The sequence below is a fragment of the Haloactinopolyspora sp. genome (assembly GCF_027324685.1).
GTDB lineage: Bacteria > Actinomycetota > Actinomycetes > Jiangellales > Jiangellaceae > Haloactinopolyspora.
This window is the reverse complement of record NZ_DAHVSH010000040.1, coordinates 1-14,456: the sequence shown is the minus strand read 5'-3', so window position 1 is coordinate 14,456 and position 14,456 is coordinate 1. Positions and strand designations below refer to the sequence as shown.

General features: G+C 68.5%; 15 protein-coding genes. 2 read left to right on the top strand and 13 right to left on the bottom strand.

The annotated features are described in order from the left end of the window. Positions 1-10: 10 nt before the first annotated feature. The 9 genes from M6444_RS05480 to M6444_RS05440 form a co-directional block, all read right to left on the bottom strand. The gene (locus M6444_RS05480) at positions 11-1,078 is read right to left on the bottom strand and encodes an ABC transporter permease (protein WP_298323898.1); all 1,068 of its coding nucleotides are present in this window, start codon (positions 1,076-1,078) and stop codon (positions 11-13) included. Next, the gene (locus tag M6444_RS05475; protein ID WP_298323897.1) at positions 1,079-2,584 is read right to left on the bottom strand and encodes a sugar ABC transporter ATP-binding protein; all 1,506 of its coding nucleotides are present in this window, start codon (positions 2,582-2,584) and stop codon (positions 1,079-1,081) included. 28 nt (positions 2,585-2,612) lie between these two features. Beyond that, positions 2,613-3,635 (bottom strand): sugar ABC transporter substrate-binding protein, encoded by a 1,023-nt coding sequence (locus tag M6444_RS05470; protein WP_298323896.1) that lies wholly within the window; start codon positions 3,633-3,635, stop codon positions 2,613-2,615. A gap of 36 nt (positions 3,636-3,671) precedes the next feature. Further along, positions 3,672-4,451: an SDR family NAD(P)-dependent oxidoreductase gene (locus tag M6444_RS05465; RefSeq protein ID WP_298323895.1), complete on the bottom strand. Its 780-nt coding sequence runs from the start codon at positions 4,449-4,451 to the stop codon at positions 3,672-3,674. Between the two features lie 3 nt (positions 4,452-4,454). After that, positions 4,455-5,624, bottom strand: a complete 1,170-nt coding sequence (locus tag M6444_RS05460) for a CoA transferase (protein WP_298323894.1) — start codon at positions 5,622-5,624, stop codon at positions 4,455-4,457. A 28-nt stretch (positions 5,625-5,652) separates the two neighbouring features. After that, positions 5,653-7,416 (bottom strand): CoA-transferase, encoded by a 1,764-nt coding sequence (locus tag M6444_RS05455; protein WP_298323893.1) that lies wholly within the window; start codon positions 7,414-7,416, stop codon positions 5,653-5,655. After that, positions 7,413-8,510 (bottom strand): extracellular solute-binding protein, encoded by a 1,098-nt coding sequence (locus M6444_RS05450; RefSeq protein WP_298323892.1) that lies wholly within the window; start codon positions 8,508-8,510, stop codon positions 7,413-7,415. Before M6444_RS05450 ends, M6444_RS05455 begins: the two co-directional genes overlap by 4 nt. 420 nt (positions 8,511-8,930) lie before the next feature. Then, a complete protein-coding gene (locus M6444_RS05445) occupies positions 8,931-9,305 on the bottom strand; it encodes a hypothetical protein (RefSeq protein ID WP_298323891.1) in 375 nt (124 codons plus the stop codon). Positions 9,306-9,336: 31 nt separating this feature from the next. Then, a complete protein-coding gene (locus M6444_RS05440; protein WP_298323889.1) occupies positions 9,337-10,113 on the bottom strand; it encodes a protein phosphatase 2C domain-containing protein in 777 nt (258 codons plus the stop codon). Positions 10,114-10,166: 53 nt separating this feature from the next. On the opposite strand from M6444_RS05440, the gene M6444_RS05435 reads away from it, so the two are divergent. Continuing rightward, complete coding sequence (locus tag M6444_RS05435) at positions 10,167-10,697, top strand: GrpB family protein (protein ID WP_298323887.1); 531 nt, start codon at positions 10,167-10,169, stop codon at positions 10,695-10,697. A 274-nt stretch (positions 10,698-10,971) separates the two neighbouring features. After that, on the top strand, positions 10,972-11,829 hold the full coding sequence (locus M6444_RS05430) for a sugar nucleotide-binding protein (RefSeq protein WP_363326250.1): 858 nt from the start codon (positions 10,972-10,974) through the stop codon (positions 11,827-11,829). On the opposite strand, the gene M6444_RS05425 is transcribed toward M6444_RS05430, so the two are convergent. The 4 genes from M6444_RS05425 to M6444_RS05410 form a co-directional block, all read right to left on the bottom strand. Continuing rightward, positions 11,802-12,125: a hypothetical protein gene (locus M6444_RS05425; protein ID WP_298323884.1), complete on the bottom strand. Its 324-nt coding sequence runs from the start codon at positions 12,123-12,125 to the stop codon at positions 11,802-11,804. The two genes, M6444_RS05430 and M6444_RS05425, sit on opposite strands and share 28 nt — an antisense overlap. Positions 12,126-12,386: 261 nt before the next feature. Further along, positions 12,387-13,272 (bottom strand): IS5 family transposase gene (locus M6444_RS05420; protein ID WP_157518419.1). Its coding sequence is split into 2 segments (ribosomal slippage): positions 12,387-12,920 and positions 12,922-13,272, totalling 885 coding nucleotides; the frame shifts between segments, so codons are not numbered across the junction. Positions 13,273-13,395: 123 nt separating this feature from the next. Further along, complete coding sequence (locus tag M6444_RS05415; RefSeq protein WP_298323882.1) at positions 13,396-13,902, bottom strand: GNAT family N-acetyltransferase; 507 nt, start codon at positions 13,900-13,902, stop codon at positions 13,396-13,398. Between the two features lie 110 nt (positions 13,903-14,012). After that, positions 14,013-14,252, bottom strand: a complete 240-nt coding sequence (locus tag M6444_RS05410) for a hypothetical protein (protein ID WP_298323880.1) — start codon at positions 14,250-14,252, stop codon at positions 14,013-14,015. Positions 14,253-14,456 lie beyond the last annotated feature (204 nt).

Below are 14,456 nucleotides of genomic sequence, written 5' to 3'. Positions count from 1 at the left end.
GCCGTCCATGTCAGACCCCCCTTGCCGTGGCCGATGCCGACCCGCCGGTTCCGCCCGGGCCGGCGACACCGGCGGGCGACGGTTCCTCCTCGGCAGGCGCTTCGCGCCGGAACCGGGCATTGCGCCGCCTGCGCCGGGCTTCGTCGATCGCGACCGCCAGGATGATCACGGTACCGCGTACGACGTCCTGCCAGAACGAGTTGACGTCGAGCAGGACGAGCCCGTTGTTCAGCGCACCGAGGATCAGCACGCCGAGCACCGTCCCCGACACCGTACCCTCGCCGCCGTTGAGCCGGGTCCCGCCGAGGATCACCGCGGCGATGACGTTCAGCTCGAACCCGACACCGATCGTGGGTTGGAAGGAGTCCAACCGCCCGACGGTGATGAGGCCGCTGATGGCGGCCGCGAACGCCACGATGACGAAGGCGCCGATGTAGATCTTGTCGACCGGCAACCCGGCTGAGCGAGCCGCTTCCGGGTTGCCGCCGGCCGCGTACAGGTAACGCCCGAACACCGTGTGGTTGAGCAGCAAGTACACCAAGACCATGACGACGACGGCGATGACCACCGGGACCGGGATGGGGCCGAGGTAGCCGACCCCGATCTGCTTCAGCGCGTCGCCGTCGGTCTGTACCGCCCGCGCGTCCGTCGTCAGATAGCCGATACCTCTGAGCACGGCCATCATGCCCAGCGTCGTGATGATCGAGTTGATCCCGAGCTTGGTCACGAGCATCCCGTTGACCAGCCCGACCAGGGTGCCGATGCCGAGTCCGGCCAGCAACGCGACGAGCACGCTGCCGGTCGAGTTGTACGCGGTCACCGTGGTGACACCGACGATGGCGAGCAACGATCCGATCGACAGGTCCACCTGCCCGGCCACCAGCGCCACGGTGATGCCCAGCGCTGCGACGAGCTCGATCGACGAGGCCCGCAGGACGTTGGTGAGATTGTCCGGGGTGAAGAACAACCCGCCGGTGGCGATGGTCAGGTAGAGACAGATGACCAGCAACGCCGCCAGCAGCGGAACCTGCTCGTACCGGGTGACGGCCCGCACGGCGCCGAGCGTTCGAGTGGACATCTACCTGCCTCCCAGCGCGGAGCTCATCAACTTCTCTTGGGTCGCCTCGTCGTGGCGGTAACCGTCGACGATCCGACCGTCGCGCATGACGTGAATCCGGTCGCACATCGACAGCAGCTCCGGCAGCTCCGACGACATGACGAGCACGGCCACGCCCTGTTCGGCGATGGCCGCGACGAGGCGGTAGATCTCGCTCTTGGAGTTCACGTCGATGCCGCGGGTCGGCTCGTCGAGGATCAGGACCTTCAAGTCCTCTTTCACCAGCCAGCGCGCCAGCATGACCTTCTGTTGGTTGCCGCCGGACAGTGCGGCCACCTGTTGTTCGATCGAGCCGGCCTTGATCCGCAGCCGCTCGACGGTGTCGCGGGCGATGGAGCGTTCGGCCGAACGGTTCACGCGCGACCCGATGTGCGCGAGCCGGCGCAGGATGGCCAGCGTCATGTTCGCTCGCACCGTCGACACCAGCACCAGCCCGTCGGCCTTGCGATCCTCCGGGACGTAGCCGATGCCCAGGCGGGTGGCCTGCACCGACGAGTGCCGTGGCACAGTGCGCCCGCCGACGCGTACCGTGCCCGCGGTGGTGGCGTCCAGGCCGAACAGCGCGCGGGCCAGCTCGGTGCGACCGGCGCCCATCAGCCCGGAGAACCCCACGACCTCGCCGGCGTGAACCGAGAACGTGACATCGCGGACCATGGCCGACGTGAGCCCCTCGACCTCCAGCAGCGGCGCTCCGGGGTGCGCTGGAGACGCGGGCGTGCGGGGGAAGAGGCTGTCGAGCTCGCGGCCGACCATCAGGCGGATGAGCTCGTCGGCGTCGGTGCGCTCGGTGTCGCGTTCGGCGACCTTGCGCCCGTCGCGCAGCACGGTGATCCGGTCGGAGACGCGGAACAGCTCGTCGAGCTTGTGTGAGACGTACACGACGGCGACGCCGCGCGCGCTCAGCTGCTCCACGAGGTGGAACAGCGTCTCGATCTCGGTGTGGCTCAGCGCCGACGTCGGCTCGTCCATGGCGATGACTTTGGCGTCCTGCGACAGCGCCCGGGCGATCTCGACGAGCTGGCGCTGCGCCACGCTGAGGAAGCCCAGCCGGGTGGCCGGGTCGACGGTCAACCCCACCGCGTGCAGGTACTCCCGGGCCTCGCGATGCAGCCGGGCCTGGTCGACCACACCCGCGCCCCGGCTGGGCAGGCGGCCGAAGAACACGTTCTCGGCCACCGACAGGCTCGCCACCTGGCTCAGTTCCTGGAACACGACGCTGACCCCCAGGTCACGAGCATCGCGCGGGCTCGTCACCGGCACCGCGCGGCCGTCCACCACGTACTCACCCTCGTCCTGGGTGTGCACGCCGGCCATGATCTTGATCAGGGTCGACTTGCCCGCACCGTTCTCGCCCAGCAGGGCGTGGACCTCGCCGGCACGCACGTCGAAATCGACGTTCTCCAGGGCGAGGGCCCCCGGGAAGCTCTTCGACACGTCGCGCAGTTCGAGCACCGGGCGGTCGTTCATGCCCTCGCTCCGGCCATGCGCCCGGTCCTCACTGCTGCTCCTCGTCCAGCAAGGCGGCGACGGCGTCGAAGTCGATCTCCCAGTCCTCGCCGTTCTTGGTGTAGTAGTCGCCGAGGTTGTCGGCGGTCACGACAGTCGCCGGGGTGACCGTGCGCTGGTCGACGTCCTCGCCGGACGCGGCCGCCTGCGCTTGCTCGACCAAGGCACGGCCGACGTACTCGGGGAACATTGCCAAACCCGCCTGGTACGGGCCGTCACCGGTCAACGCGGACTTGCCGGCCCGCCCCTCGACGCCGAAGCCGATGGTGGTGAGCTGGTTCATGTCGAGCCCGGCCTGCTGATAGGCCTGGGTCCCGCCCAGCGCGGAGTCGTCGTTGATGCCGAAGATCATGTTGATCTCCGGGTGGGCGGTGATCGCGTCAGCGGACACGTCCAGGGCGACGTCCTTCAACCCGCCACCGTTGACTTCTTGCACGATCTCGTAGTCCGCGCCGCTGTCCTCCAGGCCCTGCTTGAATCCTTCGACCCGGTCGCGAGTGTCGACCTGGGTCGGCAACCCGACGATCAGGATCTTCGCCGGTCCGCCCAGCTCCTCGGTGATGTAGTCGCCGGTCCAGGCGCCGAGTTGGCGGGCGGCGTCGAGGTTGGCGATACCGACGGTGGTGGCGTTGTCGGGGACCGGATTGGACTCGGTGATCACCGGGACGTCCTTCTCCATCGCCTGGGTCATCACGCTCGACAGGCCGTCGGGGTCCACCGGCGACATCATCAGCACGTCGACACCCTGGGTGAGCATGTTCTCGGCCTGGGTGATCTGCTTGGACAGATCCACGTTCGCGTCAGCCCACTCGAAGTCGAGGCCTTCGGCCTCGGCGGTCTCCTCCGCACCCTTGATCACGTTCTGGTACCACTCGTGGGAGCCGAAGTTGACGACGTAGCCGATGCTCAGTCCGTCGCCACCGGCGCTGCTGTCCTGTGCGCATCCGGCCACCGTCATCGCCCCGACCGCGGCGATGGCCAGGCCCGCTGTGACCCTTCGTGTTCTCCACATCGTTTGCCGACCTTTCGTTGAAGGCTCCTCGCGGTTCTAGACGCCGAGCCGGGCCAGGAGCCCGCCGTCGACGAAGTACGGCGCCCCGGTGATGACGGCGGCGTCGTCGCTGACCAGGAAGGTCACCAGGCGGGCGACGTCTTCGGGCTGGATGAGCCGCCCGATGGGGTGCTGGCGGCCCCACTGCTGCATCGTCACGGCGGGATCGCCGTCGTCGAAGTACTCCGCGCCGTAGCGCAGCATCGGCGTTTCGACCGATCCAGGGCAGATGCAGTTGACCCTGATGTTGTCCGCGGCGTGATCGATCGCCAGCGTGCGTGTCATGGCGACCACGGCGCCCTTCGAGGCCGAGTACGCCGCGACGTCAGGCTGGCTGGCGAACGCCTGCGCCGAGGCCGTGTTGACGATGGCCCCGCCGCCGCGCCGGCGCAAGGCCGGAATCGCGTACTTGGCCGTCAGGAAGCAGCCGGTCAGATTCGTGCCGATGACCAGGTTCCAGTCCTCGATCGAGAACTCCGGCACCGAGCCGTAGCGCACCACGCCGGCGTTGTTGACGACGATGTCGATGCCGCCGAACTCGTTCGACACCTGGTTCATGGCCTCGGCGACCTGCGTCGGCGAGGTCACGTCCACGACGAAGGGCCGAGCCGTTCCGCCGGCGGCGCGGACGGATTCCGCTGTCTGCGCAGCGCCTGGTTCGTCCCGGTCGAGGACGGCCACGTGCGCGCCCTCGGCGGCCAGCTGCTGGGCCACGGCCCGGCCGATGCCGGCTCCGGCGCCGGTGACCACGGCGACCTTGGTGGCGAATCTGCTCATGACTCACTCCTCTCGGGTCGGGGCGAGAATCTGCTCGGTGTGCTGGCCGGCGCGGGGTACGCCGTAGCGCAACGACGTCGGGGTGCGGCTGAACGTCAGCGGTGACCCGACGGTGCGGAAGGTGGCATCGTCCTCGCCGATCGGGACCGTCCACACCAGTCCGGCGTGCTCCACCTGCGGGTCGTGTTCGAGAGCGGCATAGTCCTGAACCGGCGCGCACCACACGTCGTGCTGGTCGAGCAGCCGTAGCCACTGGGCGGTGGTCCCGGTCGCGAAATGCGCGGCCAGCCGCCGGTGGATGGTGTCGCGTTCGGCGAACATCTTCTCGTTCGTGTCGAACTCGGCCAGCCAGTCAACGCCGAGGATCTCGCCGAGCCGAGGACAGGGCATCATCGCCAGGGCGATGTGGCCGTCCTGCGTGGCGTACGTGCCGAACGGCCCGGTCGCGCCGATGTGACCGATGTTCTCCTCGGGGCGGGGCATCGGTTTGCCATGATTCAGCCAGACGGTCAGTTCCTGCTGCTGCGCGGCGACGGTGCAGGAGAACAGGTCGACCTCCACCCGCTGTCCCTCGCCAGTGGCCTGGCGATGGCTCAGCGCCGCGAGCACGGCGACGACCAGGTGCAGCCCGGTGTACTCGTCGCTGATACCGATCCCGCACGGCGTCGGCGGGTCGTCGCGGCGACCGGTCAGATGCAGCGCGCCGGACAGCGCTTGGACAAGCAGATCCTGGCCGGGACGATCGCGATACGGCCCGGACTGGCCGTAACCGCTGGAGCTGGCGTACACGATGCCCGGATTCACCCGGGCGAAGTCGTCGTAGCCGAGCCCGAGGCGGTCCATGACGCCGGGGCGGAAGTTCTCGACCACGACGTCGACGTCGGCGCCCAGCTCCAGAAGGCGCCGCACGATTGCGGGGTCCTTGAGATCGACGGCGATGCTGCGCTTGTTCCGGTTGAAGCCCAGGAAGCTGTCCATCTCGCCGTCGGTGGTGCTGGCGAGGATGCCCCACGAACGCATCCATTCACCGCCGGGCTTCTCCACCTTGATCACGTCGGCGCCGAGGTCACCGAGGATCTGCGTCGCCAGCGGCCCTTGCAGGAGCTGGGTGAAGTCGAGCACCCGGACGTGCGACAACGGCCCGGTCGCCGCAGTGTTGTCGTCGCCTTGCATGTTGGTCGTCTCCCTGGTCTGCTGCTTGTCAGCTCGAGGTGAGCCGGTCGAGGACGTCCTCCTCGATCTGGAGGATCTGGTCGATGAGGCGCTGGCGGTCGGCCGCGCCGACCAGGTCGAGTCGGCGAATCCCGAGCGGGTCCACCACCGTTCGCAGCGCGTGCAACTCCGTCGGCGTGGGTGGGTCGGTGACGCCGGCTGACTCAGCACCCCTGATGTCGAACCCGGTGTTCTCGCGCAGCTCCGGCAGTTCGACGCCCGGATGCAGGCTGCGCAGTACGAGGGCATCGGCGTCCGCGTCGTACTCGAACAGGGCGAGGTCGCTCAATACGAGCGTGCGGCCGGGCTGCAGCCCGTAGGCGCGGCGCAGCTTCGGGTCGTGCCAGGCGCGTCGAGCACTCACCGTCGCGACCTGGGCGGGGGTGTTACGGGTGCTCTGCCGCGGCAGGTAGATCATGAAGTTGGCGTGCAGGTTCGCGACGTCGGCCATTCCGCCCTGACCGGGCAGCCGGATCTTGCGTCCGTCGCGTGCCTGCACCCAGAGGTTGTTGGTGGCACCGCGACCGTCGACCTGGGCGGACCCGACCACCTCATGGGTCACCAGGCCGCGCTGGTAATACCAGTGGTAGGTCTCGTCCCCGCCGGTGTGTGCGGCGGCGAGCTCGTGGTCGAGCTGTTCGTTGGCCGCCAGTGACAACGGCCGTACCTGCGGGTCGACCAAGCCGCCGTTGTGCGACATGAGCAGCAACTCCGGCGCCCATAGGTGCTTGGCCAGCAGGTAAGCCGCTGTCGGTAGCGGGCTGGCCGAGCCGACCGAGCAGATGCTCGACGGTCCGACCGTGCGGGCCAGCACGGCGACCATGAGTTCGTCGACCGAGTACGGCTCGTCGTCCTCGCGGTGGCGCTGCTCGCGCAATGCGTCGCACACCGCTGCGGCCGGCCGGCTCGCGCGCCGGGAGAGGACGCGGCGCTGCTGGTCCGATGCGTGCAGCGCGTCGGGCGGCAGGGCCTGCGTCCCGGCGTCGACGAAGCGGCGCAGCGCACGATGGTCGGCCGGGTAATGCGGCAGGCACGACGTCGGATAAGCCCCGAACGGCGCGTGGGCGATCCGGTGCACGAACGTGCGGGGCAGGACGAACGACCGGGGCGCTCCGAGCCGGCCGCGGGGGACGCGCTCTTCGACGGTGACCAGCACGCGCCTGGCTGCGAACACGGCCGACATGTCCAGCCCCCGCGCACCGGCGATCTCGACGTTGCCGTCGTCGTCGGCGCGCTGGGCGTGCAGGAGCAGCACGTCCAGCGGCAGCGGGGGTACGGCCACCGTGGGCGTCGTCATGCCGTCGGCGAACGGATCGGGGACCGGGCGGCTGAAGCCGGTGGTGAGCGACGAACCGGCCGGCTCCTGCAGAATCTCGAAGGCCAGGTTCTCACCGGCGGCTCGGAAGCCGTTGATCATGCCGAGCGCGGTCCATTCGTCCAGCTCGAGCTCACCGGATTCGACGGCGCGGCGGAACCTCGGCGCCGGGCCGAGGACGTCGAGGCTGGAGAAGCACAGACTCGCCCGGGCGACCAGGCCGCGGTCGAGCAGAATCTCCAGCGGCAACCCGCCGCCCCAGGCGATGTAGTGCAGCTGCCCGGCGCCGGTTTCGGCGAGTTGGAGCAGCGCCGCCACTGGGGCCCGGGTGAAGTGAAAACCGCTCACGCCCAGCCGCGTTCCCGGTGCCACGTCGGCGACCAGCGCGGATACGTCGTCGACCCAAGGCGTGCCGATGGCTGGCGACGTGTCGTTCATGACCGCACCTGCGCAGCGGACGGCGTTTGGCTGCGATGACGTTCGGCGAGCTCACGCAGCTCGGCTTCGATGGCTGCGGCACTGTGCTCGGGTCCTCCCCGGAGCATGCGCACCAATTGCTGGCCGGCCTCGCGCTGGAACTCCGGCCACCAAGGGTCGCGAGGGCGGACGTAGGCGTGTTCGACGCTGGCGCGGGTGGCCATCAGGTAGTGCCGCGTCGCGGAGTCTTGGCCAGGTGCCTCCCAGGCGAGCCGGTTACCCGGTTGGCCGCCGGCGGGTACCAGCACGTCGCGCTGCACGTCCGTGGACATGCACCACGCGGCGAAGGCGGCGGCGTCGTCCACGGCCGAGCTGGACGGGAAGACACCCAGCCCGGCGCCGCCGAGCACGGCACCGCGCGGGACGCCGTCGAGTCCGGGCACGTCGGTGAACGCCAACGGCGGCCGGGCCAGATCGGCGTAACCGAACACGTACGGCACGTACGCGATGCGCCCGTCCTGGCGCATGTGCTCCAGCAGCCGGGGCGGATTCAGGTCGAAGCAGCTCGCATCGACCAGCCGGACCAGCTCGACCAGCATCTCGACGCCGTCGCGGTGCAGCCAGTCCGGAGGGCTTCCGGCCGCGAGGGCGGCGTTGGCCGACAGCGAGATCAGGCTGCACATGGCGTCGCTGGGATACAGCGGCAACGCCACCGACCCGGGGGCTGACGACGCCAGTGCCAGCACGTCGTCCCAGGTGCGGGGGACCTGCGCCCCGAGTGCGCCGAGGCGGGTCTGATGGTGACAGGCCACCTGTGACGTGGTGTCCACACCCAGCGCCCACTGATGACCGGCCCAGCGGTAGCTGGCGTGGCCGGCGCCCATGCTCTCGTCCGCGATGCGCTGCAGCACGCTCGCCGGCAGGACGGTGTCGATCGGCACCAGCGCGCGCCGTTGCGCGATCGCGCCGGTCATCGGGTGGTCCAGGAAAATCAGGTCGTACCCGTCGTCGGCCTCCCACACCGGCTGGTCGTTGAACATCGCCAGCGGACGAGTACCCCAGTGCACGGTCACATCCGGGCGCACCGCGGTGTAGGCCGAAGCGACGGCGGCCATCGGTCCCGTACACCTGGGGTGATCCCAGCACAGGACGCGAAGGTCAACGGTCATCTGCAACTCCACGGTCGAGGGTGCGGAGGGGTGTGGCGTTGGGCTGGGTCGGATGGGTGGTCGGGCTTCGTCCGGGCTGTGGTCGGGGCTTGGCTGGGTTGGGGTCGGGCTGCGGTCGGAGCTGGGCTGTGGTGGTCGGCTGGGGTGTCTGAGTTGGTCGGGAAAAACCTTTTACTAGCGTGGGCGGATCTGTCAACCCTTGCGTTGCTTCGACCGTTGGCGACCTGTGGCCTGACCTGCGCAGATAGCGAAGTAAACGGTTTTTCCTGACAGCGCCGCCAGTGTCCGGCTCCGGCGCCGCGGCGGTCGCACCAGCGACCTCAGCCGGCGTGGTGGTCGTGAAGATCGTCGTGCCGGAAATCGCCGCTATAGTGCGCGTTTGTTCCCACGACGATCTTCACGACCGGGGAAATCGGCTCTGCGGCACACGACGATCTTCACGACCCCCTGAAAACCGGCACCTCCGCACACGACGATCTTCACGACCACCGCGCCAGCGGGCCCGTGGATGGTGCGCGCCGCACGGCGGTTCCGGGATGGTGCGCGCCGCCAGCGGTCCCGCGGATGGTCGCGCGCCGGCGCTCTGGTGAGGTCGTGAAGATCGTCGTGCCGAAAGTTGCCGCTATAGTGCGCGTTTGTTCCCACGACGATCTTCACGACCGGCTGGAAACCGGCACCTCCGCGCACGACGATCTTCACGACCGGCTGGAAACCGGCACCTCCGCACACGACGATCTTCACGACCAGCGAAATCGGCCGAACCCGGGCCAGGTCAGGTGTGCTCCATGAGCACGTATGCGGCCGTGGCGTCATCGTGCTTCTTGATCCGCTTGCCGGTCGGTCCGCGTGGGTCGGTCCCGAAGCGGGCCTCCTCGGCGGCGCGGATCCGGGCGATGACGCCGTACGGCCCCTCGAACCCCAGGTCGTCGAGCAAGTCGGCCCAATCGCCCAGCCCGAGCAACTCGACGTAACGCATCACGCCGTCCGTCACCACCGCGGCACGCCGAACGTCGGATGCGGGCGAAGAGCCGGTGATCGCTTCGTACGGCGCGTCGAGCGAGGTGGAGGCGACCCAGAAGCCGCCTGGACGATTGCGGTGGGCCGCAACGACGTCTGGGGTGTAGCTGGGCAGGTGGTCCAGCCGATCGTCGGTGACGCATCGGACGTCACCGCCGATGTCCAGCACGACCGCCGAGTCGGCCAACACCAGGTGATCGACGGCGTTGCCTCGCCTCCGCAGGATCGCCACCGTCGACGACGGACTGTCGGGATTGTCGAGGTCGCAGGTGGCCTCGTGATCGCCGCGGGTCGCCGCGATGGCATCGGCGAGCACGTCGGTCAGCGGAGCCGAAGTGCCCAGCGTCAGTGGGACGGCGAGGTGGGCGGCAAGATGCTCCACGAGCCAGCGGACGTCGTGGCGGCAACCGCTGTCGACTCCGGCCGGCGCGGTCGCGCCGTCGAGTACGAAAGCCCACGTGGGCCCGGCCACGAGGTAGTCCTCGTTGACGCTGCCCGGCGCGGCGAGCGAGCCGTACCTGACGTCGGCCATGACGCCTATTTTGCCTTGTGAACGTCGGAAAGCGGCCGGTAACGTGCCCGCGCGTGACAATCGAAGTGCGCGAATACGACCCGTCCTGGCCAGAGCTCGCGGCATCGGTGTGTGCAGAGGTCGACGCTGCCTTGCCCGGCGTGTTCCTGGCTATCGAGCACATCGGGAGCACGTCGGTACCGGGCCTGGCCGCCAAGCCGATCATCGACATCATGGCGGCCGTGACCAGCCTGGAGCAGGTCGCCTCCCGCGAGGCCGCCGTGGCGGCCCTGGGCTTCGAGCGGTTCGAGACCGGGATGTCCGACCGCCTGTTCTACCGTCGTCCCGTCACCGAGCCCCGGACGCACCACCTGCACGTCGTCACCACCGACACGTGGAACACCCGGAACGAGCGGATCCTGCGCGACTATCTGCTGGCGCATCCGGACGCGGCTGAGCGGTACGGGGCGCTGAAGAAGACGCTGGCGGACGACGTCGACGACCCGGACACCTACACGCGCGCGAAGACCGACCTGATCCAGGAGTTGGTCGACGCCGCGCGGGCCGAACGCGGCTTGCCGTCGGTGCCGGTCTGGGAAGCGTGAACCGCGGACATCAGGCCATGCGGGTTCGCGCGACTTCCAGCCAGTGCGTCACCGCGTCGGCGTCGAAGTGGCGAATCGCCCAGTCCACCATCCGCAAGCTCAGGTGCGGCTTCGGAGTTCACTGCGGGTCCGTCGTGGTGAGGCGTCCGATGGGGGTGCCACGGTGAGCAACTGTTGACCACTGTGTCAACCCTTTGATCAGCTTTCCGCGAGCTCCGGCACGGTACGGTCACGGGCGGATTCTGGCAGAACGGGCAACGGCCAGGCACTACCGTTGCCGACCGTGAAGGTCCTCGTCGTCGGCGGCAGTGGGTTCCTGGGCCGGGAACTCGTGCGGCAGTCTGCGGCAGCCGGCCACGACGTCGCGGCGAGTTTCCTGTCGCGACCGCCGGACACCGACGGCGCGGACTGGATGCTGCTCGATGTTCGCCGCAGCACGGACGTCGTCGCCGTGGTCGACGCCGTCCGGCCCGATGTCGTGATCAATGCCGCCTACCGTCAACCGGACTGGGAGATCACAGCCGACGGTGCCGCCCACGTGGCGCTGGCGACCGCCGCGATCGGAGCGCGCCTCGTCCACGTCTCCAGCGACGCAGTGTTCTCCGGTGCTGCCATCCACTACGACGAGACGTGTGTCCCCGACCCGATCACGCCCTACGGCGCGGCGAAGGCCGCCGCGGAGACCGCGATCCGGGCGGTGTGCCCGCAGGCCGTGCTCGCGCGCACGTCGCTGATCATCGGAGATGGCGGGTCGGCCCACGAAACCTTCATCCACGCGCTGGCCGCCGGCCGACGGGAGGGTGTGCTGTTCACTGACGAGGTCCGCTGCCCTGTGCATGTCACCGACCTGGCGGCTGCCTTGTTGGAACTCGGTGGCTCGGACCGCCGCGGCGTTCACCACGTAGCCGGAGCCGATGCCGTCAGCCGGTACGAGCTCGGAGTGCTGGTCGCCCGGCGCGACGGTGTCGATGCCGCTGCGCTGCCGGCGGGCCGTCGCCCGGACGCCGGCCCGCCCAGGCCGCTCGACGTGCGATTGGACTGCACGGCGACGCGACGGGTCCTACGCGCTCGGCTGCGCGGTGCGAGGGAATTCCTCGCGCGGCGTCAGGCCGCAGGCTGGACAGCCTCGTAGTTCCCCATGTCGGCAACGATGCCGTGACGCTCGATGAACTCGGCCGGTACGAACGCGGCCTCGCGATGTGCCTGCTCGACGGGGACCTTCGCGGCAGCGAGATCTGCGGCGGAAGACCATTGGACGATCGTGACGATAGCGAAATGCCCGGTGCCTGAATGCTGTTCGAGCAGCACGTCGTCGACGAAACCGTGCTGCTTCCGAAGTATCGAATGAGTCCGACGAATGTGCATCCAGAACTCGTCTCGAACGCCGTCGGGCACGGTGAACTTGTCGACGCGGTAGGTGGCTGGCATGGAGGTCTCCGATCCGGCTGCGCTGAGTCGGCCCTGACGCTAATACCCGAACCGAACTTCAGGTCAACGCCTCCTGATCGCGGGGGGCCATGCTCGCAGCGGCGGACGAGTTGCTCCCTATGGGGATAGAAATGCCGGCAGGGCCATTCCGTCGACTGCGCGAGCTGGCCGCAGCGGTGTGGCTGGACGACGCCGGCGAGGCACGCCGGATCGCGATCCAGAACGCCCGCGGGGAATCGTGGAAGACAGCTAGGGCGTGTCTCATAACCGTTTGAGCCAGATGGTGATGGCTCTCAGGACTGCTCCGCCGCGGTAGTTGCGGGCGAGTTTGTCGTAGCGGGTGGCCAGGCCCCGCCATTGCTTGTCTTCGTTGAAACCGCGTTCGACGACGTTGCGGCCCTTGTAGTCGTGGCGGTCGTAGGTCACGGGTCGGCCGCCGCGGGAGCCGCGTCGCTTGCGGTGCCCTTGCTGGTCGGAGGGCTCGGGGATGACCGAGACGATGTCGCGATCGCGCAGGTGCTGCCGGATAGCGCGAGACGAGTAGGCCTTGTCGCCGCGGACGCGGTCGGGTCTGGTGCGGGGTCTGCCGGGCCCGCGGCGGGCGACGCGGAGGTGGCTCATCAGGATCGGGAACATCGGTGCGTCACCGGCCTGCCCGGGGCCGACGAGCACGACCAGCGGACCGCCCTTGCCATCGACGAGGTGATGGATCTTCGTCGACAATCCGCCCCGTGACCGGCCGATCGCATGATCGGGCGGCTCTTCGCGTGGATTCCTGTAATTCGATTCAGCCCCCTGTGTCGCGAGGGAGGTTCGTCGCGTGCTGATGCGCACGGTTCACCGTGGAGTCCACGCTCACATCCCACACCAACTCGCCCGCAGCGTCCGCGTCGGCGAGCAGTTCGGCATGGATCCTGTCCCAGGTGCCGTCCTTGCTCAACTCGCTGTGACGACGCCACACCGTCTGCCAGGGACCGAACTCAGCTGGCACATCCCTCCATGGCGAGCCGGTCCGGAAGCGCCAGATGATGCCCTCCACGATCGGCCGGTGATCACTGAAGGGCCGCCCACCCTTCGGCGACGCCTTCGGCATCAACGGCTCGATCCGAGCCCACGCAACGTCCGAGAGAACTTGAGTACGCGACACACCCCAAGTCTCAGACGACGATCACCCGAAAGTTACGAGACACGCCCTAGGCCACCACCAATGTCGCGGCGGTTCGGCGTCTCCGTCATCCGTTCTGGCTACGCTGTGGCGTGATCTGCAGTGCTAGATGCTGAGGCTGTTGAGGTCAAGGACGTATTGCCGACACACGTATACCCGGCGGAACCGGGCGCGCATCTGTCCCTCTAGCTCGATCGGCGCATGAGCGAACACTCGAACTGGCCTGAGCCCTTCGGGAGCCGCGAATGCGGTGTCGTCCTCGGCCCATTCTTTATAGACATGCAGGTAGCTGAATCGTTCGTCGAAACCGTTCGCTTGGTACCAGGCGTTCGCCGCCGGGTCTTCCCTGGTCCACGCGTCCAGAGTTTGCGCGTCGCGTCGGCGGAGCTCCGGGAGCGCGGCGTGCAGCAGCCGCGTGGCTGTGCCTGTGCGGGCATGCTCAGGCAGGACAGCGACTGTTTCGATCGTGGCGGCGTCGTCATTGATGCTGACATCGAGGATCCCGACGACGTCGTCGCCGATGACGCTCACGAGCCGGATTGACGGCTCGTCGAGGTGGGGCCGCTCGGTGACGACGTTGTCGTAGTACTGGGTGGAAAAGAAGCTCAGCAACCGGCACCGCAGCCAGCTCTGGGCGTCGGCGTCGTTGTAGGGGCGGATCTGCGCAGAAGGCACCGATGGTCCGATCGTCGCTGGGCAGGCTGCTTTCGTCGGTGTCGGGGTCAGCGGGTTCCGTAGACCTCGATCTCGAAGACGCGGGCGAGTTCGTCGGTCGGACTGGGAGTCGTGAAGCGCAGCCGAACGGTGTCGACACCATCGGCTCCGGCGAGCGGCACACTCACCGGGCTCGCGGCGTTGCCGGACACTTCGCCGAGCAAGGTCCACGTGCCGTCGACTAGCCCCTCGACCTCGAGGGCTTCGACGCGCAACGCATCCGAACCGGATACGCCGCTATAGAGCACCGCGCGGTGGAGCGTGGCAGGCGAACCCAGGTCGATGGTCAGCGTCGGCGTGCGTCGCGACCATCGTGCCTGAGATAGCCGCGATGGTCACGAAGGTCCGCGACATCATGGAGCAGCGCTACCGGCTCGTGGTGTCCGGGCAAGCCAGGCGATCCGACTTCGAGCCGCTGTTGGTGTTCCTCGACGAGTGGACGGATTTCCGCG

Coding starts and splice junctions, on each gene's coding strand:
- M6444_RS05455 (WP_298323893.1), bottom strand. CDS start 7,416: ATGAACGACACGTCGCCAGCCATCGGCACGCCTTGGGTCGACGACGTA.
- M6444_RS05440 (WP_298323889.1), bottom strand. CDS start 10,113: ATGGCCGACGTCAGGTACGGCTCGCTCGCCGCGCCGGGCAGCGTCAAC.
- M6444_RS05480 (WP_298323898.1), bottom strand. CDS start 1,078: ATGTCCACTCGAACGCTCGGCGCCGTGCGGGCCGTCACCCGGTACGAG.
- M6444_RS05450 (WP_298323892.1), bottom strand. CDS start 8,510: ATGGCCGCCGTCGCTTCGGCCTACACCGCGGTGCGCCCGGATGTGACC.
- M6444_RS05475 (WP_298323897.1), bottom strand. CDS start 2,584: ATGAACGACCGCCCGGTGCTCGAACTGCGCGACGTGTCGAAGAGCTTC.
- M6444_RS05425 (WP_298323884.1), bottom strand. CDS start 12,125: ATGCCAGCCACCTACCGCGTCGACAAGTTCACCGTGCCCGACGGCGTT.
- M6444_RS05460 (WP_298323894.1), bottom strand. CDS start 5,624: ATGCAAGGCGACGACAACACTGCGGCGACCGGGCCGTTGTCGCACGTC.
- M6444_RS05470 (WP_298323896.1), bottom strand. CDS start 3,635: ATGTGGAGAACACGAAGGGTCACAGCGGGCCTGGCCATCGCCGCGGTC.
- M6444_RS05465 (WP_298323895.1), bottom strand. CDS start 4,451: ATGAGCAGATTCGCCACCAAGGTCGCCGTGGTCACCGGCGCCGGAGCC.